This is a genomic window from Thioclava sediminum, assembly GCF_002020355.1.
GTDB lineage: Bacteria > Pseudomonadota > Alphaproteobacteria > Rhodobacterales > Rhodobacteraceae > Thioclava > Thioclava sediminum.
On record NZ_MPZV01000002.1, the window covers coordinates 653,908 to 678,258 of the forward strand.

The 24,351-nt window shown below is 59.2% G+C and carries 19 protein-coding genes and 2 pseudogenes; 3 read left to right on the top strand and 18 right to left on the bottom strand.

The window, feature by feature from the left end; genetic code table 11:
- Window positions 1-7 precede the first annotated feature (7 nt).
- From narJ to BMI91_RS10455, 5 genes are all read right to left on the bottom strand, one after another.
- Window positions 8-727: a nitrate reductase molybdenum cofactor assembly chaperone gene (gene narJ, locus BMI91_RS10435; RefSeq protein WP_078549142.1), complete on the bottom strand. Its 720-nt coding sequence runs from the start codon at window positions 725-727 to the stop codon at window positions 8-10.
- Window positions 727-2,250, bottom strand: coding sequence for a nitrate reductase subunit beta (gene narH, locus BMI91_RS10440; protein WP_078549144.1), 1,524 nt, complete (start codon window positions 2,248-2,250; stop codon window positions 727-729). Before narH ends, narJ begins: the two co-directional genes overlap by 1 nt.
- Window positions 2,247-5,975: a nitrate reductase subunit alpha gene (locus tag BMI91_RS10445; RefSeq protein ID WP_078522421.1), complete on the bottom strand. Its 3,729-nt coding sequence runs from the start codon at window positions 5,973-5,975 to the stop codon at window positions 2,247-2,249. The genes narH and BMI91_RS10445 overlap by 4 nt, the downstream gene beginning before the upstream one ends.
- Window positions 5,976-6,043: 68 nt before the next feature.
- On the bottom strand, window positions 6,044-7,438 hold the full coding sequence (locus tag BMI91_RS10450; protein WP_078522420.1) for a NarK family nitrate/nitrite MFS transporter: 1,395 nt from the start codon (window positions 7,436-7,438) through the stop codon (window positions 6,044-6,046).
- A 67-nt stretch (window positions 7,439-7,505) separates the two neighbouring features.
- Window positions 7,506-8,828, bottom strand: a complete 1,323-nt coding sequence (locus tag BMI91_RS10455) for an MFS transporter (RefSeq protein WP_078522419.1) — start codon at window positions 8,826-8,828, stop codon at window positions 7,506-7,508.
- Between the two features lie 240 nt (window positions 8,829-9,068).
- On the opposite strand from BMI91_RS10455, the gene BMI91_RS10460 reads away from it, so the two are divergent.
- Complete coding sequence (locus tag BMI91_RS10460; RefSeq protein WP_093477004.1) at window positions 9,069-9,779, top strand: cyclic nucleotide-binding domain-containing protein; 711 nt, start codon at window positions 9,069-9,071, stop codon at window positions 9,777-9,779.
- Between the two features lie 598 nt (window positions 9,780-10,377).
- On the opposite strand, the gene BMI91_RS10465 is transcribed toward BMI91_RS10460, so the two are convergent.
- The 10 genes from BMI91_RS10465 to BMI91_RS10510 form a co-directional block, all read right to left on the bottom strand.
- On the bottom strand, window positions 10,378-11,706 hold the full coding sequence (locus BMI91_RS10465) for a hypothetical protein (RefSeq protein WP_078549146.1): 1,329 nt from the start codon (window positions 11,704-11,706) through the stop codon (window positions 10,378-10,380).
- 71 nt (window positions 11,707-11,777) lie between these two features.
- The gene (locus BMI91_RS19805) at window positions 11,778-13,529 is read right to left on the bottom strand and encodes a tyrosine-type recombinase/integrase (protein WP_143595028.1); all 1,752 of its coding nucleotides are present in this window, start codon (window positions 13,527-13,529) and stop codon (window positions 11,778-11,780) included.
- A gap of 100 nt (window positions 13,530-13,629) precedes the next feature.
- A complete protein-coding gene (locus BMI91_RS10475; RefSeq protein WP_146684060.1) occupies window positions 13,630-14,142 on the bottom strand; it encodes a hypothetical protein in 513 nt (170 codons plus the stop codon).
- A 613-nt stretch (window positions 14,143-14,755) separates the two neighbouring features.
- A complete protein-coding gene (locus BMI91_RS20230) occupies window positions 14,756-15,082 on the bottom strand; it encodes a hypothetical protein (RefSeq protein ID WP_244176603.1) in 327 nt (108 codons plus the stop codon).
- A gap of 368 nt (window positions 15,083-15,450) precedes the next feature.
- Entirely contained in the window at window positions 15,451-15,693 is a 243-nt protein-coding gene (locus BMI91_RS20235) for a hypothetical protein (protein WP_244176604.1), read from the bottom strand.
- Window positions 15,694-15,983: 290 nt separating this feature from the next.
- Complete coding sequence (locus tag BMI91_RS10490; RefSeq protein WP_078549154.1) at window positions 15,984-16,394, bottom strand: GFA family protein; 411 nt, start codon at window positions 16,392-16,394, stop codon at window positions 15,984-15,986.
- 291 nt (window positions 16,395-16,685) lie between these two features.
- Window positions 16,686-17,078: a GFA family protein gene (locus tag BMI91_RS10495; protein WP_078604898.1), complete on the bottom strand. Its 393-nt coding sequence runs from the start codon at window positions 17,076-17,078 to the stop codon at window positions 16,686-16,688.
- Between the two features lie 34 nt (window positions 17,079-17,112).
- Window positions 17,113-17,631 (bottom strand): SRPBCC family protein, encoded by a 519-nt coding sequence (locus BMI91_RS10500; protein WP_078549158.1) that lies wholly within the window; start codon window positions 17,629-17,631, stop codon window positions 17,113-17,115.
- The gene (locus BMI91_RS10505) at window positions 17,624-17,980 is read right to left on the bottom strand and encodes an ArsR/SmtB family transcription factor (RefSeq protein WP_341853196.1); all 357 of its coding nucleotides are present in this window, start codon (window positions 17,978-17,980) and stop codon (window positions 17,624-17,626) included. Before BMI91_RS10505 ends, BMI91_RS10500 begins: the two co-directional genes overlap by 8 nt.
- 500 nt (window positions 17,981-18,480) lie before the next feature.
- Window positions 18,481-19,254 carry a FadR/GntR family transcriptional regulator gene (locus tag BMI91_RS10510; protein ID WP_244176605.1) on the bottom strand — a complete coding sequence of 258 codons (774 nt, stop codon included), beginning with the start codon at window positions 19,252-19,254 and terminating at the stop codon, window positions 18,481-18,483.
- Between BMI91_RS10510 and BMI91_RS10515 the strand changes: the two genes are divergently transcribed.
- Window positions 19,253-20,008 (top strand): sulfite exporter TauE/SafE family protein, encoded by a 756-nt coding sequence (locus BMI91_RS10515; RefSeq protein ID WP_078604899.1) that lies wholly within the window; start codon window positions 19,253-19,255, stop codon window positions 20,006-20,008. The two genes, BMI91_RS10510 and BMI91_RS10515, sit on opposite strands and share 2 nt — an antisense overlap.
- Window positions 20,009-20,061: 53 nt before the next feature.
- Window positions 20,062-21,213: an HPP family protein gene (locus tag BMI91_RS10520; RefSeq protein ID WP_078549162.1), complete on the top strand. Its 1,152-nt coding sequence runs from the start codon at window positions 20,062-20,064 to the stop codon at window positions 21,211-21,213.
- 27 nt (window positions 21,214-21,240) lie between these two features.
- Here BMI91_RS10520 and BMI91_RS20240 read toward each other — a convergent pair whose 3' ends face one another.
- The 3 genes and pseudogenes from BMI91_RS20240 to BMI91_RS10535 form a co-directional block, all read right to left on the bottom strand.
- Window positions 21,241-21,603 (bottom strand): 5-formyltetrahydrofolate cyclo-ligase, encoded by a 363-nt coding sequence (locus BMI91_RS20240; protein WP_341853198.1) that lies wholly within the window; start codon window positions 21,601-21,603, stop codon window positions 21,241-21,243.
- A 277-nt stretch (window positions 21,604-21,880) separates the two neighbouring features.
- Window positions 21,881-22,173: pseudogene (locus tag BMI91_RS10530) on the bottom strand (transposase); the annotation flags it as partial.
- A 966-nt stretch (window positions 22,174-23,139) separates the two neighbouring features.
- A pseudogene (locus BMI91_RS10535) lies at window positions 23,140-24,328 on the bottom strand (IS91 family transposase).
- Window positions 24,329-24,351 lie beyond the last annotated feature (23 nt).

Here is a 24,351-nt window from a genome sequence, read left to right on the forward strand (position 1 = left end):
GCCTCCGTCATTCCGCCGCGGTTTTCGCGTGGCGCAGTTTGGGCGGATCCATCTGCGCGAGCATGTCGCGCACCTGCGGACAGCCTGCATTCGGGTCGGGACCGAAGGTAACCTCGGTTTCTTCCCAGATCTTGTCGATCTCCTCGAGATCGTCGGGGGACGGATCAGGTCGCGCGAGAATCTCGGCCACAGCCTCCTCGTCAGCCATCTCACCCGACATTTGCACGAGCGCCGTGAAGATCGCCGCATAGGCGCTCTCGCGCTTGCCCAACCGTTCCCCGACCGCAGCGAGGATATGGGCTGCATCCGCCAGCATATCGCGCGCTTCCTCGGGCGGACGAGCCGCAAGGAACTCGAGCAGCACGGGAAGATGGTCGGGCAGTTCGGTCGTTGCTGGCTCAAAACCTGCCGCACGATAGGTCTCGAGCAGGTCGACCATGGCACCGCCACGATCACGGCTTTCTCCATGGACATGTTCGAAGAGGTTGAGCGACAGGCTGCGCGAGCGGTCGAAGAGCATCACATAGTCCTCTTCGAGCGCGTAGATGTCACGGGCACCGAGTTCTTCGATCAGCGGGCGCAAGTCCCGCCGTGCCGCCGCCGTGAGCCGCGTCTCGGAGGCGAGAACGCCCCCGATCTCCGGCATCGCTTGTTGCAGTTCCTGCGTCGGATAGCTCAGCAGGACCGAGAAGGCCTTGAGCGTGCGATCGTTGAGTTGATGGTCCATCACTGCACCTCCTGCGGCATCTTGAGCGGTCTTTTGGAGCCCCCGAAGAGCGAGCCCTTCGAGATCCCGGTCGAGCAGCCGTTGCAATCGGTGAACCCGGTGCCCGCGCGCAGGTCATAGGCATCCTCGACCTGTTCACGATGGGTCGTCGGGATCACGAAGCGGTCCTCGTAATCGGCGAGCGCCATGATCTTATACATATCCTCGATCACACGACCCGAGAGACCGACACGTGCGGCGATCCCTTCGTCGCGAACCCCGTCGACGGTCTTGGCCCGCATGTAGGAACGCATCGCAAGCATCCGCTCAAGCGCGGTAGCGATCGGCGCCTCGTCACCGGCTGTCAGCATGTTGGCGAGGTAGCGCAGCGGAATACGCAGGCTCTTCACGTCCGGCATCGCGCCATCCATGCCGATCGCGCCCGCCTCGGCGGCGTTCTGGATCGGTGAGAGCGGCGGAATATACCAGACCATCGGCAGCGTCCGGTATTCGGGATGCAGCGGGAAGGCGACCTTCCACTCCATCGCCATCTTCCAGATCGGGCTTTGCTGCGCCGACTTGATCCATTCCTCCGGAACGCCATCGGCTCGTGCGGCCTCGATTACGACCGGATCGTTGGGATCGAGGAACACGTCGAGCTGCGCGTCATAGAGCTGCTGCTCGGAGGGCGCATTCGCCGCTTGCTCGATCTTGTCGGCATCATAGAGCATGACGCCGAGATACCGAATCCGGCCCACGCAGGTTTCCGAACAAACGGTCGGGTTGCCGCTCTCGATCCGCGGGTAGCACAGGGTGCATTTCTCGGATTTTCCGGTCGACCAGTTGTAATAGACCTTCTTGTAGGGGCAGCCCGAGACGCACATCCGCCAGCCGCGGCATTTTTCCTGGTCGATCAGGACGATGCCGTCTTCCTCACGTTTGTAGATCGCACCCGAAGGACACGACGCTGCACAGGCCGGATTAAGGCAATGCTCGCACAGTCGCGGCAGATACATCATGAAGGTGTTCTCGTATTCCCCGTAGATCTCCTTCTGCACCCCCTCGAAGTTGTAGTCCTTCGAGCGTTTCGAGAATTCGCCGCCAAGGATTTCTTCCCAATTCGGCCCCTTTTCGATTTTCTCGATCCGTTCGCCAGTGATCTTGGAGCGCGGGCGGGCGGTCGGAAAAGCCTTCATCTCGGGCGCGTTGGCGAGATGCTCGTAGTCGAAATCGAACGGCTCATAATAATCGTCGATCGCAGGCAGGTCGGGGTTGGCGAAGATATTCGCCACGATCCGCCATTTCGAACCCTGCCGCGGGATCAGCTTACCGGAACGGGTGCGTTTCCAGCCACCGTTCCAGCGTTTCTGATTTTCCCAGTCGGTCGGGTAGCCGGTGCCGGGCTTAGTCTCGACGTTGTTGAACCAAGCGTATTCGACACCGTCACGGCTGGTCCAGACGTTCTTGCAAGTCACGGAGCAGGTGTGACACCCGATACATTTGTCGAGGTTCAGCACCATGCCGATTTGTGCGCGGACTCTCATTCTGCTGCCTCCTGGGTAGCGGGCTCATCGAGCCAGTCGATCTTCTTCATCTTCCGGACCACGACGAATTCGTCGCGGTTCGCACCCACGGTGCCGTAGTAGTTGAACCCGTAGGAAAGCTGGGCGTAGCCACCGATCATATGCGTGGGCTTGAGCGTCGCGCGGGTCACCGAATTGTGGATGCCTCCACGCAGGCCGGTCTTCTGAGAGCCGGGCGTATTCACGATCTTCTCCTGGGCGTGATACATGAAGATCGTGCCTTCCTTCATCCGCTGCGAGACGACCGCCCGCGCGGTCAGCGCGCCGTTAACGTTGTAGGCTTCAACCCAGTCGTTATCTTCGATTCCCGCTTTCTTCGCGTCGGTCTCCGAAATCCAGACCACCGGCCCGCCGCGGTTCAGCGTGAGCATCAGCAGGTTGTCGGTATAGGTGGAGTGGATGCCCCACTTCTGGTGCGGAGTGATGAAGTTCAGCACAACATGCTTGTCGTCGCCGGCGAGCACATCTTGCGTCACAGTCTTCAGGTCGACCGGCGGACGATAGGACACGAAGCCCTCGCCGAAAGCGCGCATCCAGAGGTGGTCCTGATAGAGCTGCTGACGACCTGAAAGGGTGCGCCATGGGATCAGCTCATGCACGTTGGTGTAGCCGGCGTTGTAGCAGACTTCCTCGCTCTCGATACCCGACCAGGTCGGGGACGAGATGATCTTGCGCGGTTGCGCGGCGATATCACGGAAGCGGATCTTCGTGTGCTCCTGCCCTTCGGCAAGGTGCTTATGCCCGCGGCCGGTGGGCTTCTCGAGCGCCCCCCAAGCCTTGACCGCAACCTCGCCGTTGGTTTCGGGCGCGAGCATTAGGATCACCTCGGTTGCGTCGATGTCGGTATCGATTTTCGGACAACCTTTGGTGGGACCATCCTCCCATTCGCCATTGAGTTTGCGAAGCGCTTCGACCTCGTGCTTGGTATCCCAGCCAATGCCCTTGCCGCCATTGCCCAGCTTGTCCATCAGCGGACCGAGCGCCACATACCGATCGTAGATCGCACCGTAGTCGCGCTCGACAGTGACGTAGTTAGGCGCGGTTTTACCCGGGATCAGGTCGCATTCACCCTTCTTCCAATCGCGCACCTCGGGCTGAGCCAATTCACCTGCCGTGTCGTGCAGGATCGGCGCCTGGACAATGTCGGTTTCCTGACCAAGAACCTCCGGCGAAACCTCTTGGAATTTCTTGGCGATCGCCTTGAAGATCTCCCAGTCGGACTTCGACTCGTAAGCTGGGTCTACAGCCGCTTGAAGCGGGTGAATGAACGGGTGCATGTCCGAGGTGTTGAGGTCGTTCTTCTCATACCACGAAGCGGTCGGCAGAACGACGTCGGAATAGACTGCGGTCGTCGACATACGGAAGTCGATGCAAACGAGCAGGTCGAGTTTGCCTTCCGGTGCCTCGTCATGCCAAACGGCCTCCTTCGGCTTCGCCCGACCTTCCTCGCCGAGATCCTTTCCGAGAATCCCGCTGTCGGTGCCGAGTAGGTGACGAATGAAATATTCGTGCCCCTTGCCCGACGAACCCAAGAGGTTCGAGCGCCACACATAGAGATTGCGCATCCAGTTTTCAGGAGCGTCAGGGTCCTCGCAGGACATCTGCAGCTCACCGGACTTCAGCTTTTCGGCCACGTAGTCTTTGGGATCCATGCCCGCTGCCTTGGCAGCCTTGGTGACCTCAAGCGGGTTCGTCTTGAGTTGCGGCGCCGAAGGCAACCACCCCATACGCTCGGCGCGTATGTTGTAGTCGATCAGCGAGATGTCCCAGTCACCCTTCGGCGCGGTCGGAGACAGGATCTCGTCCACCCCGAGCGTTTCGTAACGCCATTGGTCGGAATGGGCATAGAAGGCTGAGGTGCCGTTCATCTGACGCGGCGGGCGCCCCCAATCCAGAGCGAAGGCGAGCGGAAGCCACCCCGTTTGCGGGCGCAGTTTCTCCTGACCGACATAGTGGCTCCAACCACCACCTTCCTGACCGACGCAACCGCACATCACCAGCAGGTTGATGATGCCACGGTAGTTCATGTCCATATGATACCAGTGGTTCAGACCCGCCCCCAGGATCACCATGGATTTGCCGTGAGTCTTTTCGGCATTGCTGGCGAACTCGCGTGCGACCGCGATGATCTTGTCGGCGGAGACCCCGGTGATCTTCTCGGCCCATTTCGGCGTGTAGGGCAGGTCCTCATTGAAGTCATGGCTGACCCAGTCGCCCCCCAGACCACGATCGAGACCGTAATTCGCACAAAGGAGGTCAAACACGGTCGCGACCATGGCCTCGCGGCCATCAGCGAGCGTGACCTTTCTAACCGGCACGTTTCGGGTCAGGACGTCGGGGTGTTGGCACTTGACGAAATTCTCCGTAGCGGCGCCGCCGAAATAGGGGAAATCGACACCGACGACATCGTCATGGCACTCTTCCATAACCTGGCTAAGCCGAAGCTTCGCCTCTCCCGTGCTGGCGCGGTCCTCGAGGTTCCACTTGCCCTCTTCCCCCCAACGGAAACCGATGGACCCGTTCGGCACGACCATCGCCCCGGAGGCTTCATCATAGGCAACGGTCTTCCATTCGGGGTTGTTGCTCTCACCCAATCCGTCTGCGAGGTCCGAAGCCCGAAGCATCTTGCCGGGGATGTGGCGGCCATCCTCCTCATCGAGCAGCACGAGCATCGGCATGTCCGAATAGCGACGCGCATAATCCTCGAAATACTCGGCCTGACGGTCGAGATGATATTCGCGCAGGACCACATGCCCCATCGCCATCGCCAGCGCCGAGTCGGTGCCCTGCTTGGGATTGAGCCAGATGTCACCGAATTTCGAGGCTTCCGAGTAATCAGGGCAAATCACGGCGGATTTGGTGCCGCGGTAGCGGGCCTCGGTATAGAAATGAGCGTCCGGCGTGCGGGTTTGCGGCACGTTCGAGCCCCAAATCAGCAGATAGCCCGCATTATACCAATCCGCAGATTCCGGGACGTCGGTCTGCTCGCCCCAGGTCTGCGGCGAGGCAGGCGGAAGATCGCAATACCAGTCATAGAAGGACAGACAGGTGCCGCCCAGCAGAGACAGGTAACGCGCACCTGCAGCGTAGCTGACCATCGACATGGCCGGGATCGGCGAGAAGCCGAAGACGCGATCGGGCCCGTAGGTCTTTGCAGTATAGGCATTGGCGGTCGCAGCGATCTCGGTAGCTTCGTCCCAGCTCGCGCGCACAAAACCGCCCTTCCCGCGGGCCTTGGTGTATTCGGCGCGCAGCAGAGGATCGCTCTGGATGGCAGTCCATGCTTCGATTGGCGACTTGGTCTTGCGCATCTCGCGCCACATTTTCAGCAGCTTGCCACGCACCATCGGGTGTTTCATCCGCGCTGCGGAATAGAGATACCAGCTATAGGAGGCGCCGCGGGCACAGCCGCGCGGCTCGTGGTTGGGCAATCCGGGACGCGTGCGCGGGTAATCGGTCTGCTGGGTCTCCCATGTCACGATCCCCGACTTCACGTAAATCTTCCAGCTGCAAGACCCGGTGCAGTTCACACCATGGGTCGAGCGGACGATCTTGTCGTGACGCCAGCGGGACCGATAGGTCTCTTCCCATTTACGGTCCTCGCGGGTCACCTGCCCGTGGCCGTCGGAGAACTGCTCCAACTCCTTGGATTGCAGGAAATTAAGTCTGTCGAGCAAGTGGCTCATGTCGCGTCTCCTTGCGGAAATGGATTGGAAGCGCGCGCCGCGGGACGCCACGGCGCGCGCCGGTCGCGTCAGCAGGGAACGGAGGCGCCCTTGCGGCTGTAGAAGAACCACGTCACCACCACGCAGAGCGCGTAGAAGATCATGAAGCCCCACAGAGCTGCGTTGGGAGCGCCGGTCAGGCTGATCGACGTGCCGTAGAATTTCGGGATGAAGAAGGCACCATAGGCCGCGATCGCCGAGGTGAAAGCGATGATCGCCGAGCTCTCCAGCTCCGATTGCTTGAGCGTGGCGGCCGCGTCGAGATGCGGGTTCAGACGCGGCACTTCCTGACGCATGATCGAGGGGATCATCTGGAAGGTCGAGGCATTGCCCACGCCGGTCAGGAAGAACAGCGCCATGAAGCAGGCGAAGAAGCCCCAGAAGCTACCGGCGTCACCGGCCGAGGGCAGGAACTGCAGCACCCCCCAGACGGCGACGATCATGCCGACGAAGGTCCAGAAGGTCACGCGACCGCCACCGAACTTGTCGGAAATCCAACCTGTGCCAGCCCGGCTCAGCGCGCCCACCAGCGGCCCGAGGAAAGCGAATTGCAGCACGTCCACCTCAGGAAACTGCGTCTTCATGAGCAGCGGGAAGCCCGCGGAATAGCCGATGAAACTTCCAAAAGTGCCGGTGTAGAGGACGCACATCACCCAGTTGTGGAAGCGCGAGAAAATCACTGATTGCTGTTTGAACGAAGCGCTGGCCGATGCGATGTCATTCATCCCGAACCATGCGGCGATCGCCGAAAGGACGATGAAGGGCACCCAGACGAAACCAGCGTTCTGCAGGAAGAGCTCACCCCCTGCCGACAATTGCTGGGGCGCGCCGCCGAGGGAGCCGAAGACGCCCGTGGTGATCACGATCGGCACGAGGAACTGCATCACCGAGACGCCCGCGTTGCCGAGGCCTGCATTGAGAGCCAGCGCGTTCCCCTTGGTCTTCTTGGGGTAGAAATAAGCGATGTTGGCCATCGAGGAGGCGAAGTTTCCACCACCGAAGCCGCAGAGCAGCGCGAGCAGCAGGAAGATGGCGTAGGGGGTCTCGGGGTTCTGCACCGCAAAGCCGATACCGAGCGCGGGCAAAAGCAGCGTGGCGGTCGAGAAGGCCGTCCATTTGCGGCCGCCGAAGATCGGGATCATGAAGCTGTAGAAGATGCGCAGTGTCGCGCCCGACAGGCCCGGCAGTGCCGCCAGCCAGAACAGTTGTCCGGTAGAGTAGTCGAAGCCGATTGCGGGAAGCTTGGCGACCACGACGGACCACACCATCCAGACCGAGAAGGCGAGGAGAAGCGCGGGGATCGATATCCAGAGGTTGCGGGTGGCGATCGCATGCCCGCGGGTTTTCCAGAACTCCGGATCCTCGGGACGCCAGTCGGTCAGCACGTGGCCGCTTTGACCGGAGGTTGCTGTTGTGGTGGCCATTGGAGTGGCTCCTTCAGAAATGTGCGAGGGGGGCGGGCCACCCAGCGGGAAGCCCGTTGGGTATTCATCAGGGCATGGACTTCGCGAGCGGCTCATCTGGCACATCGGAAAGATACTTCTCTCCTTTGAGACCAGGATGCCGTGCATGTTCCATGCGGCGGATGGCGATGTGCATCCAGACCGTCGAGACGAGGACCAGCACGAAGAGCAACATGAAGGGAGCAGTCCAGACACCGCTTTGGTCGAGCAAGAAGCCGAAGCTGATGGGCAGGAAGAAACCACCCAGTCCCCCGATCATGCCGACGAGTCCGCCAACGGCCCCGACGTGATGCGGGTAATAAACCGGGATATGCTTGTAGACGGCAGCCTTTCCGAGGCTCATCACGAAGCCCAAGATCACGGTCATCACCATAAACATCGTCGCGTTGAGGCCGAAGGTGAACGAGATCGGGCCGTGGATGCCTTCAACTGTGTAGCTGGTCTCGGGGTAGCTCATGACGAACAGGAGCACGAGCGAGACAATGAAGGTCAAATACATGACGAAACGCGCGCCCCATTTGTCGGACATCCACCCACCAAGAGCGCGGAAAACGGAACCAGGCAGGGAGTAGAAGCCAGCAAAGACTCCGGCCGTCGTGAGCGGCAGCCCATAAGCCCCGACATAGTAGCGCGGCAAGAACGAGGCGAGCGCAACAAAACCGCCGAAGACGAAGAAGTAATAGGTAGCGAAACGCCAAACCTGGATATTCTTGAGCGGTGCGAGTTGGTCCCCTGCAGATACCGGTTTGGCGCCAGTCTTCTTGCGTTCCTGTTGCACCGGATCGGTCTTCGCAGTCAGGTAGAAGAACACTGCCGTTGCAGCGAGAACGACGGCATAGACCTTCGCAGTCCCTTCCCAGCCAAGCGCGACGACAAGGAAGGGAGCAGCGAAGTTCGTCACCGCAGCGCCGACGTTGCCCGCGCCGAAGATACCCAAGGCGGTGCCCTGACGTTCTTTCTCGAACCAGCGTGACGTGTATGCGACGCCGACAATGAAGGACCCCCCCGCCAGGCCAAGGCCAAGTGCTGCGATCAGGAAAACCTCGTAGGTGTGAACCGTTGCCAGCAGCCAGACAGCAACTGCCGTAATGAGCATCTGCAGCGGAAACATGATCCGGCCACCGAACTGCTCGGTCCAGACGCCAAGGAAGATACGGCTGATCGAACCCGTCAGAACCGGGGTGGCAACCAACAGTCCGAACTGCGTATCGGACAAGCCAAGCTCCTGCTTGATCCGGACGCCAATGATCGAAAAAATCGTCCAGACCGCGAAGCAGACGGTGAAGGCGAAAGTGCTGAGCCCCAATGCCCGGTATTGGTCCGAACGAGTGACTCCATCGAGTGTATGCATGTTCTCTCTCCGCAGTTGGGCCGACGTGAACCGCCGGTCTGGTTGCGGACAGATCAACAGGCAGGGAGACTGGAAAAGGTTGATCGAAATCAAACCGATTAGCTGGTAGGATCGAAATAAGTCACCGCTCGGCAAGGATCACGCCGACAGAAAACACCTATCAACCCGCTCGCCAATCGGTGACAATTGACCGCTTGATATTTATCAAGCATCACCGTCAGGCACGATTAGAGGTGAAGCATGGCCATCCGCTTGCGCGACGATGAATCTTCCGAGATTCGCGCGCTACGACTGTTTTCCGGGATCGACGACGAGAATTTTTCTGCGTTGATCCGAGGTGCCTATGTCCAAAACTTTCCGCCGCAAATCGAGTTGTTCACTGAGGGCGAGACTAGTGATTTCCTTCACGTCGTCATCAGTGGGTCGGTGGAATTGTTCGCAACATGGAATGGGCGCGAAACGACGATGGAGACGCTGCAGCCCGTCTCAACCTTCATCGTGGCGGCTACCGTCAAAGCAGCGCCCTACCTGATGTCTGCGCGCACGCTTGAAAAGTCGCGCATCATCTTGGTGCCATCAGAGGATGTTCGTGCAATCTTCGATGCCGACCAGACATTCGCACGCAACGTCGTAACAGAGCTCGCTCAGGGATATCGTGGGGTTGTGCGGAACACAAAGAACCTAAAGCTCCGAACTTCCCTTGAGCGCCTGGCCAACTACCTTGTTCATCGCCACACATGCGAGGATAAGGCAGATGTCTTTGATCTTGGGATCGAAAAACGGCGTCTGGCTTCTTACTTGGGCATGACACCAGAAAACCTGAGTCGAGCGATCCGTCAGCTGGAACCCTACGGCGTGCAAGTTGACGGAAGCTGCGTTACGATCACCGATGCAAAAGATCTTCGTGCTTTTGCCAAACCTTCTGAACTGATCGACGATCCCTGTTCCTGAAGGTCAGCGCCTTCCGTCGGCCTCGTCGATCAGTAAGCGTTGCATCTGACCCCGCTCACGCGTCTGTCGTTTCGCGCTCAGGGAGCCTATCTTGGCGCTACGCGCCAAGATGGAAAGCAAGCAATCATTGCCTTTTCCGTTAGTGAGCTTTGGAACCCTATGCAGCGAGGTCGGACGGTTGCCTTTCTCGGGGCTCCGTCCTCGGCCGCGAATTCGCCAAGATGCAATGAGGAAGGTCGGAAACCAGTCTTCATCGATCCCTAGATTCTTGCGGCGCAGTTCCGAGAGTGTCTTAGAGAGCCGGGTCTCAATGTCATTTGCTGTGTCCGACGGGAAGAACCGAATATCGGCAATCCGAAAGTGAACCGAGCGACGCGGGCCGCTCCTGGTGGGGACGGAACGTCTCGTCATTCCAACGACCCTGCAGTTCGACAGAAAATCAAGGGTTCACGGCTATGCACGATAGAAAACCTCACCCGTGGTTCGCACAAGCGGCGAGCCGTCCTCCGAGAGAACTCATGGGGCCTGCACTCCGGCGACATTCCACGAACGGGGTCAATACATGCGGTTCTCTTGTCAGGAGCGCTTTTGAGCATCGTCATTGAAAAAACTCCCGCCACTCATCGTCGGAGAAATTGCAAGAAAGATCGTCGTGAACCTTTTCCAAGGCCAGACGTTCAAACGCAGCTGTGCGATATGCCTCAGCGGTTCTTTCGCTTCGGTGACCACAGGCCTTCATGGCTAACTCGACGCCGCGGGAACCGAAACGGGCGAATTCATCATGGAGCTTCGTTCGCGCCGCGTGCGATCCTGTCCCCAGAACTTGGCTCCAGAGGAAGCTCACGTAATTCTTGTGAGGTGCTGTGTCGTCATAGTTCACAAACAACAATCGTCGTTTCTGGAAACAAGATTCTCGCATTTCCGACAAGTAGATCGGCGCACACCCTTGCAGCACGACTTGATCAATGAAGAAGGCGAAGACTGGATGGATGCGGGACTGAAACCGACGACCAGTCTTCGATACCTTCAAATCGAATTTGTAGCCAGCTTCGTCCCAGGCAAGTTCCTTGCCGAACGAGATGCGTGTATCCGCGACGCGCAACGGTAGTGCTGCAAACAGAGTGATCGCAAGCGCGGCATTCCGTCGATACTGAGCATGTCGTGGATTTGGCAGCCGGTCGGCTTCTCCAAGCATCTCGAAAGCTATCGCAAACATCTCCGAATATGTCGGCAATGAGAGGACCTTTGCCTCCTTCTTTGGCTGAATCTTGGCGGAACGACGCTCGTGGAAACGAACACGCTCAAGAAGATAATCGAGAACTTCCTCCTTGGCGCCGATGTATCGTGCGAAGTCGCGCACTTGCCGCATCGCAGAATGAATAGTGACCGGTGAGAGTGGGCGCTCTCGGTTGAACAGGGACTTCTCATACTCCCGGGTTGCCTCCAATGTCAGGTCCATCGCCAGACCGCGATCACGTGCGACTTTGGCAAACTCCCGCAACTTCACTTTCGTCGTTGCAATCATGGAAGGCGCAGGGGGATTGGCCGCAACGCCCGGCAAGCCATCTTCCATCGCTGCAAGGGCCTCCAACCAGCTGTGCGGAAGATCACTAATATCCAGGGAGAACCTTTTCTCGCGCGGCTTGTGAGATCTATGCCTGTCTTCTGGGGGGCCGTGCCATCGCGCAATGGCGATGTCCAATTCACGTTCAAAAGGAGAGCGCTCAAAGATTTTCCTGAGCGCCGCTCGCAGCGAGGTCAGTTTACCCCACGTCCAATATTCGGTAGCTTTCGATATAAGGCCCGCATCAATGTGTGCCTCAGCATCCAGTTTCAATGCAGAAAAAAACTCGTCTACAATCGAAATCTGTGCAACCGAAATTTCACGCCTAACGATCTGAGTCAGAGTTTGGTCAATATCCAGCATTTGTGCTAATCGCCCGCGCTCGATAATTTCTCTTGCCCTTTTCACGCGATACGTCGGTGCGTTTCCATTCTTCATTTGGAGAACCCCGCCATCTTAATAATCTTATCCTGAACTTCGAGAAGCTCTCGCTCTTCATCAATCCAAGCATAATATTTACGAACTACGTTCGGGGTATTACACAAAAGCCGCGCGGCGCCAGCGTAGTCTCCAGGCTGAGCTCGTAAGTAAAGAGAAGCGAGTCCATGCCGAAAATTATGCGGGAACATTTGAAGGTGATGATTGCGTGCGTGGCGATGCAGCCAGCCCCGCAAAACGGTTGAAGAAAGTTGGCCCCCCCCATAGCCAGGAAAGAGAAAATCCGACTCTTCCGATCCATGAATCTCTGGCCGAATTTCATCAAGATACCAGATCAATACCTCCAGCGCTCGCGTTGGACCGTCCACGAGCGATGCCTTGATATCACGCTTATTTTTCACGGAATGCGCTGGTAGTAATACGTATGCTTGCCTCCGCGCCCCAACGGGAAGGATGAGATTTGCATCCTCTCCCCTATGTCGAAGTTGAAGCATATTCGACACTCGCAGCGGCACCCCCCATAACGCGATCGCGGAAAAGCATGCAAGAACTCCCAGCTGAATAATTCTTCGCTCCTTGTAAGGAGAATTAAAGACTTCCGCTCGTAATGACTGAGCGTCCCTCATGAATGCCAGATGTAAACTTTGAAAAGTAAGTTCGGCACGACGATTTCGAAGAAGATGCTGGCAAAACGCTTTTGCCGGTTCAGACATCTCTTGCGCGTCGCGTTGCCCCTTTTTTAAGGTAGGGTTTATCTTGAGCGATGCTCTCATAAAGCTCGTATCAAGGTGCAACCACTCTGCGAGGATGGCGATGTTAGTTATATAGGAACGCATCGTGCGCTCCGAAATGCGGATGTTTCCATCTTGGTCTTGGATCCAAGCCCGAACAATTTCGAGAAATACAGGGCGATCGAAAATCTTCTCAAACGCGAGGATCTCATGTCTGATGACACCGATCATTAATCCGGTCCGAAGATACTTATTGAGAGCCGCCTGGCGCACATTTTGCGCAGCTTTGGAAAGCCCAAAGACCGCTTCCCCACTAATTTCATCCATCTCGCCGGACGAAGCGCTTTCGATCAACTGATGGGCTTGCTGTTGCAGATGAAAGGGAATGTGATCGGGCGCCGACCTCCGCACCCTATCCGGAACTTCCAGGTCGCATGTTGGCAGAGTCCCCGCGATTTCGGATGAAAGGTGTCGATACTCATTCAGCCTGCGCACCGCCTGAGAAATGGTTCGACGACGTCTTGCATCGAGTGCATCAGAGAGGGTAGAGAGCCATGCGCCGTCAAGTTCATGAGGCTGGCGTCCAGAACGTCTAGCTTCTTTTGCAAGCTGCACGATCGGTATAAGTTCCTGGCGCCTGCGGCCAAAGGTTCCATCGACTAGCCTTTCGCATTCGAAAAGTAATTTGCTCCAGAGATCATTGGGGACGACGGTGTTCGCTGTCGTGGCTCCGCTGCTCTTTTTCAGTATGGAAACGACCCTCTGGCGCCAACCTTTGTAGGATTTGAATGTTTTGAAAAGATCGGGATCATAGTTTTTGCGATGGAAACGCCCCTCAAACGCCACCACATCCGCAGGGATACTAGCGAGACTGTTGACTTGATAAACTTTCAAGCAACGGCGGATCGCATCTCGGTAGATCTTTTTCGTTCCATCCGTATATCCCGCCTCGCATTCAATCCACCGAAGCACATCTACCATTGTGCCAACTGCGCCATCTTCTTTCTTTCCGGACATGTTCGCTAATTCCACTTTTCTTCGATATAACCGACTGGAGAACCGAACACTCCATTTCTTTGACACGCCGAAAAAGAGAGAGTGTTCCGTTGTTTTCTCGCTAATACCCACTCTGTTCCTTATTACGCAGGTAGAGCATCGTGCTCGCCTTCGCCGTGTCGCCCCCCGTGGTGTCAACCAGACGCACAGCCTTCCCAAATCGTGGCTCGAGCCACCATTCGAATGGCTCGTTCAAGCGCCACGCATCGACGTGCGCGGGCAAGTAGCGACGAATTCGCGGGCCAAGATCCGCGTGATGCGGCAACCTCCACTTCGGGTCTCTTTCGTTGCCAGCCCGGCGGATCGTGTGTTCCTCGACGCCCGCCATCTCCGCTAGCTGCTTCACCGAAAGAAGTGGCCGCTGGAGCTGTGGCAGCTCTGAAGATGGGATCTGATGAAGTCGCCACAATCGGCGGAGCAGGTCGACGAAATTCACGCGCCCGCCCGGCATCATCTCGCAAGAGAGCTCGCCCACTACTTTCGTGGCGGTCTTGCGTGTAACGCTCAGGTGCTCTGCGATCCTCGATATCGTCATCGGATGATAGCTCGCATATTTGATGGCAATTTTTCTCATGCCATCATTTTTTCACATCACACCTCTAAACGGGAACGCCCAAAGACGGTCAAAAGCCACGAAACAGCAAAAGACTTGTGGATTACGAGGCATTTCCGAACTCGAACAAGAAGGCTCAAAGCGAATTAGGAGATAATTGCGCAATTTTAGCCGAAATCGACCCTTCTATTGCGCAAAAACATATATTTTTTCGCACAGGAAATTGCCATTACGGATACGATTTCTTTTTCGATTTTTAGACGAAAGAAACCGACGAGTAGGCAGGCAAAAGCAATTGCCTTGGAACGGGTTCTCAACCTGGCAATCGGATGTAATTGACTCATCGCTGTATTTGACTGCAGCGCTCGTCGGCGTGGAGACCGTTGTGCTCCTCAAGCCAATAGGATCAAAGCCAGTGGCCGTGCGGTGCGCAAGATGGGCGTGCGGTCATCCTCCGCGCCCGGGACGAGCATACGCGCGGCCTCCCGGCAGCCCCCTACCAGTTCTCGGGGCTCGCGTTCGATTTCAACCGTTCCCGGCTGCATCCGGGACAGTCGTAGGGTTGCCGCGAAAGTCTTCCCCTCCATCGTTGCTCTCGCCGCGACAGCAATATTCTGGATATTGGATCCTGAGCCTAAGCGGAAAGTCCATCGATAGAGACGATGCGACCATGCAGCTTCACCAGATCTGCTTGGCGCGCCGGGACCTGACGACGTCCAGTATGCCCGAGATAAAGGGCGAGACTGACAATGACGATCACGCCGCCGACCAGCATGGACGGCGTTGGCTGAATGCCGGTTCCGGCCCAGATCCAGATTGGGCCGAGAACGGTTTCGCGAAGCATCAGCAGGCTCACGTTCGATGGGTGCGTGTAGCGAGATGAAAGCGAGAGCGAGAAGAACGACACGGGGAGCACCAGCCCGCCTGCGAGGGCAGTTGCCCAAACGTGCCACTCAGTCATGCGCCCGGTCCCGTCAATGCAAGACCTGCAAGCCCCGCCAGTGTGGCCCCACCACCTACCAGGAGCAGGATCGGCAATTGCGCATTGGCTCGGATGGTAACGAAACTGATCGCCAAACACATCGCGACGCCCAGACCTATTGCTGCACCAAGCAGTGGACTACCGGTGGTCTGCCCGGGATCCGTCCCGAAAACTGCAATGCCGATTCAGGACAGCACGACTGCGGTCGTGACCCAGGTCGTCCAATGTTCCCGTTCGCCCAGAAACATCTAGGACAACAGCACAGCAAAGATTGGCACGGTGGCAACGCTGAATAAAACAACCGAGACCGGCGCAACCGCGATGCCAAATGCGAAAAGCGAAGCGTTTCAAGATTGACAAAGCAGGACGAGCACACCGGCCCAGCAGATAGTGACACGCAAATCTTTGCGAAGTTGCCGTCGCCGGAAAATCAGCCAAGCCAGCAACATCGCAGAGCCCATCAGGAGCCCGCGCCAAGCCATCATCTGGCTGCCGCTCATCTCCGACCACCGCATGAGCAGAGTGTCAGGTGAGATCGCCAGCGCCCCAAAGAGGGCGAGGAAGATACCGAACCTGGGGTTGCTTGTCATTTTCGATTCCAGAAGCGAGGAAGCGCCCAAGCCTTACCGGTCCACTGGTAGCATTCCAAGCTTTGTCGAAGCATCGTTAGGTCTCAAAAGGAACAGAGCAGCATCTCGTCGCTTCCGACCCTTACCTGCCGTCCGCTTCGCGTCCGAGCGCTGCGGTGCAGCGTCTCGAGAGCGGCCATTGGTTCATCGTGCAGCATTTTTGGAGGATGACGGTCTGCTGTGCGGACGAAGCCGACGGTCGCGCCCTCGTCGTCTGGTTGTTGCCCGAGATGCGTTATCGGCGCGACCGTTCAGCCGGGAAGCCCGTCGATTCTTTCGATGGCGACCAGGTCGTTGTCCCAGGTCGCGCGACTGGAACAGCAGATATGCGCGTTGGGTCGTATATCGATCCGGCTGTCCAGCGACCCTGCTGGCACGACAAGCAAACCAATCTCCGGTTGGGAAACAGGCAGCGCGGCCCCGCAGTCGGAGCAAAAGCCCTTAACATGGCGTGAACCGGCGAGCCGGAACGTCTTGATGTTTTCCTCACCTGACATCCATTTAATTTTGGCCGTGGACGAAAACAGGTTTGCCGAATGGGCCGAACCGCTGTCCTTGCGGCAGCGGGCGCAGTGGCACAGGAAAAAGCTCTCGAACTCTCCCGATATGCGGAATTTCACAGCGCCGCACAGGCATTGTCCTATGGCCGGATTGTCGTCCATTCACACTCCTCTCGAGAGACAAGCCCCTGCCGCCAGTCGAATGCATTTTCATTTCCTCCTTGTATCCGCGTGTTGGATCACGGTCAAAAGGGGCTCGAAGCGGGCTTGCGGCGTCGCGGCACGGCTGGGCGCTCTCAGTGAGCAAAGATCGTCGCTCTCGGCCCTGAGTTGGACATTGAAGTTGGCGGGTCTGCGCAAATGCTGCTTGATCGAACCCGCCATTTTCGCATCGTGCAGCCGTCGCTCACGGCTTGTAGACGAATGATGCTTCGCCAAGAGATGGTGCTCACTTTAATCGTTGCGGTGGTTGGTCTCGTCGCGATCACGTTCATATCTTTTCATGTCCGGAAATTCCGGCAGCCAGGCTTCGCGACGAACGACCCAATTCTCATAGGTTGGTTTCAATTGGTCGGGCGCATCGAGGCAACCGAGATGCAGTTCGACCTCATCGCCACTTCGCGCGAAAACGGACGATCCGCAGCGTGGACAAAAATTCCTCCCGGCATAGTCACGCGTGTCGCCGTCGATCTTCACCGCGTCTTCAGGGAAAACGGCGGCCGCGTAGAATAGGGCGCCATGATATTTGCGACAGTCGAGGCAGTGACATATGCCGACCCGATAGGGGCGACCCGAAGCCACAATTCGAACATCGCCGCACATGCAACCGCCCGTGAAACGCTTCATGATCGTGTTTCCCCTCGATCAAACCTGTGAAAATTCAGCCGCGCGCTGCGGCATCGCCGGTCTTGCCCGCAACATGAACGGCCAGTTTGCCAAGCGTTTGAGCGCCAAATTCGACAGCCCCAAAGCCGATAACCACTGCGCGGCGTGCTGGCGTCGGATGCATCTGGCGCAGGGTGACAACCGTCTTTCCATTATCCTGCTTGTCGAAAGTGACCAGAAGCCGGAACCGGTCAGGATCATCATCGACATCGCGACCGTGATCGGCCTCGATCAGGCTTGGTGCCTCGACCCGCAGAAAATCCATACGGTTCGAGAACGGCGTGCCGTCCGGGGCAATCATGTCGAACCGCCATACACCGCCTGCCCGGATGTCGGCTTCATGCGACTCGATCTGGAAGCCGTCAGGCCCAAACCATTGCACGATTTGCGCTGGATCGGTCCATGCTGCGAAGGCGGTTTCTCGGTCAGCGTCGACGACACGCGAGATGACGATTTCTTTTTCCAAAGGCCACTCAGCCCATGCAGAGACGATATCGGCGGCTCCATCAGTCATCGGATTTCTCCTCCTTCATTTTCTCGAGGTGACTCTCAAAGCGATCCAGGCGGCTCTCCCACTGCTTGCGGTGGGAGGCCATCCAATCTTCCGCAGCTTTCAAAGCCATCGGGTTCAACGTGCAGACACGGCTTCGCCCCTGTCGTTGCGACACGATAAGGCCAGCGTCTTCCAGAACACCGAGATGCTGTGTGAAGGACGGCAGCGCCATGTCGAATGGCTGGGCCAATTGTGAGACGGTGGCCGACCTTTCGCTAAGTTTCTGAACTACTGCCCGCCGCGTCGGATCGGACAATGCGATGAAGACCCGTTCTATGGGGCGTTTTGAGTTAGGCATGCGCCTAAGCATGTGGCTGCAATAAGGTTAGGTCAATACCTAACCTTGAGAAGCCTGCAGGAGCATAGCCGATTTCGGTGCGACGCACAGCAACGGGAATGCTCAGCTCAGTGCGGCTTTGCGGGTCCACAGAGATCAGAAGTTCAGGCAGGGAAGAAAACGTTGGCCTTCGGCCCATTGCGGCCCTTGATCCCAAGGCGCACCGCTGCGGCACAGCGTCACCGAACCGCTCCTCCGTCCCTTGCGCAGCAAACTGGTTCCGCAGAGGTCCGCATTGCGGACAAAGTCGCCGCGCCTTGGCTTCGGTCTTGTCCAGATGCCGCGTTACCATGCCGAGGCGGCTCTGACCGCCCGCGAGTTCGTCGAGGTTCTGACCGATTTTCCGCCGTCACTCTCGCCGGTTTCTATCCTCTACCCACGCAACCGGCGGCTCTCCCCCGCCTGTGGATGTTTCGAGATTGATTGGGGGCAGTGGTCTGAGGGCGCAGGGCTCGGGCGGAGCGGCACCGCTATCAGGGCGGCAGACCGGACTCGCGCATCGCCGTGAAGATCGCCTGCAGGTGCCCGCGCATGGCATCCGCGGCGGCGTCCGCCGCGCCCCGTTGAATGCAGGCGACCACCTCCTCATGCTGTAGGCTGTGACGTTCGGTGAATTCGGCGACACCGAGTTTTCGGTAAGTGACTTCCCATTCGCGCTGCCAGGCCGCATGGCGGCGCGCGCCCGCGAGATAGTCGAGAAGGCCAAGCAGGATGGGATTGCCTGTTACCTCTGCGATACCACGGTGAAAGGCGGCGTCGAGCCGTTCGCAGTCGGCCCGGGTTGCGGCACGGCGGCCCCGGTTGACCAGATCGGAAAGATAGGCGATCTCGGCACGGGTCGCGAGCGCAGCTGCCTCGGCGGCGACGGAGGGCTCGAGGGTCAGGCGCGCCTGCATCAGCTGAAGCGGTGAAGCCCCTTGCACTAGAATGGTCTCGCGCACAGGGTGGCCCCGCGGGCGGGGGCCAAGGAACGTGCCTTGCCCGACATGCCGCCAGAGGTCGCCAGCGAGCTCCAGCTCGGCCAAGGCATTGCGCAGCGTCTCACGGCTGCACCCCAACCGACGCGCCAGATCCCGCTCCGGCGGCAGCTGTCCGCCCGGCGCGATGGCGGCCGCCGCGCAATAGTCGCGCAGCGCTTCCACAACCTTTCGAGTTCGCTTCGTGGTCATTCGCACCCCCATACAGACCAATTTGCAGACCAATCCGGCATCATGCAACAGCGGCGCGGTTTGAAGGAGAACGAACATGCTGACAGGTATAATACTCGTGCTGGCCGGCTTGGGCGCCGGTGCGCTCAATGCAATCGCGGGTGGTGGCACCTTTCTGACGTTTCCGGCACTCGTCTGGGCCGGTGTTCCGCCCATCATGGCGAATGCGACCGCGACCTTTGCAGCCCTTCCGGGCTATGTGGGCAGCGCCTGGGCCTATCGCACGGATATCGAGCGCGGCGGGAAGCCTCCTCTCGCCCATCTTTTCGGCACGGCGATCGTCGGGGGGCTCGCTGGCGCTAGTCTGCTGCTGGTCACGCCGGAAGAGCTGTTCTCGGGCGTGGTGCCCTGGCTCTTGTTGATGGCGACCTTGGCCTTTGCCACCGGACCGTCCTTCGTTCGGTATCTCGCGAAGTCCGGGCGCGAGACGCCCAGCCCCACCGCACTTGCTCTTGTGTTCGCGGTCTCGGTCTATGGCGGCTATTTCAACGGTGGCCTCGGCATCATGCTGCTCGCGGCTTTCGGCGTCATCGGCATGACCGACCTGCACCGGATGAATGGGTTGAAGAACTTGATGTCCGTGATCCTATCGGTGGTCTCGGTCGCGACATATGCCATTGCGGGCCTGATCGACTGGGGCAACTTGCTGATCGTCGGCCTGTCCTGCGCCATGGGCGGATACATCGGCGCGGTTCTGGCGCGGCGGGTTCGGAACACGGCCGTGCTGCGTCTGTTCATTATCGCAATCGGCTTGATCATGACCGTTGCCTTCTTTATGCGCCCCGCAGGTTGATCTTTCGTCAAACCGTTGAAACTTTCGGCGAAAGCTGATGTTGAGGCGTCGCGTTGCACATTCTGAAGTCACTTGGCCCGGCTGTGGCCCGCGTTCCAACCAAGGAGGCGCTGCGCGCGGGGCTTGGCGCGCTGATCGGATTGGCGCTAACCGGATTGTTCCTGTTGTCGCCGACCGTCGATCTGGACCTCGGTCTTTATCTCGTCGCGCCCTTTGGGGCGTCCTCGGTTCTGCTCTTCGCCGTTCCGAACAGCCCCCTGGCGCAGCCCTGGTCGGCGATCGTGGGCAATACCGTCGCGGCCTTTGTCGGGGTTGCGGTGTGCCTTTTTGTAGCGGACCCCGCCTTGCGCATCGCGCTCGCCGTCGGGCTTGCCATCACCGCAACCATCCTGTGCCGCGCAGTCCATCCGCCCGCTGGTGCCGTCGCCATGACCGCGGCCATGTCCCCGGACGCCATCGCGCATCTGGGGTTTTGGTTCGCCCTGACGCCAATTGCGTTCGGCACCATCGCACTGGTTCTGCTGGCAACCCTCTATGCGCGACTGACGGGACGCCACTATCCTTTCCGGCAATTCGAGGATCCCAATATTCATGGAACCGCAGATCGCAATCCGATCGAGCGACTTGGGCTTTCGGAAGAGGAGCTGACCGGGATTCTCGAACGCTATCGTCAGTCGTTCAACCTCGGCGTCGAAGACCTAGCCCGACTGATCGGGGCCGCCGAACTGCAGGCGGCGGCGCATTCGTCGGGCCCGTTGACTGCGCAAGACATCATGTCGCGCAGTCTCGTCACCGTCACGTCGAACGCCCCATTGGGCGAGATCGCGGATCTGTTCCGGCAGCATCACTTCACATCGCTTCCGGTCGTTGGCGTGGATCAAACCTTTCTGGGCGTGATCTTCCAGATGCATCTCATCAGCCAGGCCCGCGACGATGCCCTGCGCCTTGATCGCGGCTTTCGGGCAGCGTTCCGCAGGTTGTTGGATCGGGACAGGGAAAGACCGATGACCGCCGCTGATATCATGAGTGTCGCCAGCCCCCGCGCTACCGGCGACACCCCGATCGGGGCCTTGCTGCCGATGATGGCCGAGGGAGATACAGATGCCGTTCCGGTCCTTGAATACGGCAAGATCGTCGGCATCGTCACCCGGACCGACCTCGTGGCAGCGCTGTCCCGGAGCGCGGCGCGCGCCGGCTCCGCCTGACCGGGGTGCCTGGGACCTGGATGCGGCTCAGACCACGTCTCTCACGGTCTGGATCCCTTTCTCGGTCACGATGAGATCGAGCGGGATGTCACGAGGTTGCGGGAAGATCGTCTGAAGGCGCGCCTCTTGAAACCCGATACCGACGACAAAGGGTTTCGGTTCCAGCGCGGCTCGAGTTCGGTCGAAATAGCCCCCGCCATATCCGAGGCGATAGCCTTCTGTGGTCCAGCCGACGAGCGGCGCAATTGCGATATCGTGCGTGACGATCCGAGCGTGCGGAGCCGGGACGGGAATGTTCCAGTCGCCGCGCGCCATGCGGGTATCGGGCGTCCAGCGGCGAAAGGTGAGCGGGTCCGCGTTGGTTTCGACCAGTAGCAGGGCGACGGTGATCGGTCTTGTGACGCTTGGCCATCAGTTGGCGCAGGTCGGGTTTACTCTTGATCGGCCAGTAGGCGGAAAAGACCTTGCCTGGTGCCCCGCCGAAGCGGTCTTTCAATACCTGCCGCAGATGCCGACAAGCGGCTCGCTGATCTCCTTGCGCTCTGCAACCGACAGAGCCAGACGCGCAGTGCGGCCGCGGTCGGCCTTTCGCCAACGGGCCACGTCGCGGGCCTGTTCGCGATCGACGGCCAGCGAATCGAAATAGCCCGGGCGACCTCGGAGGCAGGTCAATGCCGCCTCTGGTCCGACCAATTAGACGGCCACGCATCCTTTTTTGGCGGCCATGCTGGTCGCCGTTCGATGGGCCTTGAGGTATGTCGCGTCGATCATCACGGCCTTTTCTCCGCCGTGTTCCGACGCCAGCCCAGACATCATTCGCGCGAAGATGCCTTTTTCGCTCCGACGCCTCCATCGGCTGTAGAGCGTTTTGTTGGGGCCATAAGCAGCAGGAGCGTCGCACCTGCGCAAGCCATTGCGGTTGACGAAGATAATCCCGCTCAGCACCCGCTTGTATTCAATTGGGCACTAGCACATCGTGCGGTCATAAGCTTCATCGTCCAAACGGTAGAACAGCTGACCGGAAAAGAGGTATCGCCGGTTGTCGCCAATGCCCTCAAGTAGATACGCGATGGCAACCTAGCGATGGTGGCCCACGACAGCCCACTTAGCAAAGGCACCGATGAGGAGCTCGATAGTCTCATCGAAAGGTCCTAAGTATGATAGGCCAGCCGGCCCCCGCGCACAGGTAAGCGCAGAGGCCTATTGATTCCCGACTGTTTTTGTTCTAAATTGATCACGTAACCTTTCATCGAGAGTTGGGTTGAAAAGGCCGTTGGGTGTGTCGCAGCCTCAATGGCCTTTACTTTTGCACGGCGCCGAACGAGGGCAGCGCGCGCTCGAAAACAGGCTGCCGCACTGCGTTTAGAGATGCTGGCCGTGCCCTCGTTGCAGGACCACCGCCATGCGCCCTCATATCGTCGTTCAGTTGGCTGGTGCGCCGCCTCTGCGCATCTTTGCCTCGATAGCCCGTTTCGTCGTTAGGAGCGCGCGCGAAGCCAGGAAAGACCGAGTCACAAATGCGGTCGATATGAAGAAGTTGCTTCGCGTAGCAGACATCGGTGTAAAGTGCAGCGAACGACCGCATTCCTGAAGGTTTTTCGATGCGGGCCGCGGCGCGACGTGGGCGGCCGGGAGGCGGCGGCCCGCGTTGACAAACCTCGGAAGGAGGAAGCCGCGGGGGGCTTGGATAACCCTATGGGGAAAATGCGTGGGCGGTCGGGGCAGCGGCTGCATCCGGGGTGCGAGTGATGGCGAGCCAAATGCCTGATACGGTCGCAAACGACGCGGCCGGTGATCCCGACAAAGCTGTGCGTTTCTGAGCGCCTGCCGGCTTTGGCCGCGCTGTAAACGGGAGCGCACAAGCTATTCGGACCGGATCAGCGGATTGTAGCCGGTGCTGCTTCGTGTCGGATGAGGGGCGATATCTCATGCGGCCTGCTCCTTGGATGGCGCACGTGCCATCGGTTTCTGGCCGCGCCGGAAGATTTCGACGATGCGCATGGGTCCGCCGCAGCAGGGGCATGGCTCACGCAGGGTGAGCGGGGTGATCTTGGTCTGCGGGTCCGGCACGGCGACCTGTTGAGACCGCTGGACGCAGAGCAAAGCGCGGATTCTGGTGATGTTGGCCTTGCGGGCGGAGCTGGAGAGCAGCCCGTAGTGCCGGATGCGGTGGAAGCCGTCTGGCAGGACGTGGATCAGGAAGCGGCGGATGAACTCCGGCGTGGCCAGCCGCATGACCTTTTGCCGGTCGCCGGATTTGATCCGGTAGTCCTTCCAGCGGAACGCGACGGTATCGGCATCGGCGCTGACCAGGCGATTGTTCGAGATCGCCACCCGGTGGGTATAGCGACTGAGATAGGCCAGCACAGCCTCGGGTCCTCCGAAGGGTGGCTTGGAATAGACCACCCATTCGTTCTTGCGGAACGGGGCGAGCCAGGCGGCGAAGGCTCCCGCGTCAGCCAGTCCGGCGAGGTCACCGAAAAAGTTGAGCGCGCCCGTGCGATGCAGGTCGAGAAGGTCCTCGATGAACAGCCGCCGGAACAGCCGCGACAGCACCCGCACATGCAGGAAGAAGCCCGGGCGGTGGGAGACCCACCGGGTGCCGTCGGGCGACAGGCCGCCGCCCGGAGCGATCATGTGGATGTGGGGATGATGCGTCAGCGCTGAACCCCAGGTGTGGAGCACGCTGGTCATTCCAACCCGGGCGCCGAGGCGCCTGGGGTCGGCCGCGATGGTCATAACGGTTTTGGCCGAGGCGCGGAACAGGAGACCGTAGACCGCCTTCTTGTTCCAGTAGGCGATCTGGGCGATCTCCGCTGGCAGGGTGAAGACGATGAGGAAGTATTCCACGGGCAGCAGGTCTTCGGCCCGCGCCGCCATCCAGTCGCGCGCCGCCGGTCCCTGACATTTGGGGCAATGCCGGTTCTTGCAGCTGTTGTAGGCGACATGGTGGTGGCCGCACTTGGCACAGCCCGCCGAGCGCCTCGGTCCGGCAGGCCTCGATCGCTGACATGACCTTCAGCTGGGTCAGGCTGACATGCCCTTCATTGGCCTGCCGCCACGCAGGACCATGGGCACGGAAGATGTCAGCGATCTCCAGCCTTGGCCGGAACACCGACCCCGGGGGCTACTCCAGTC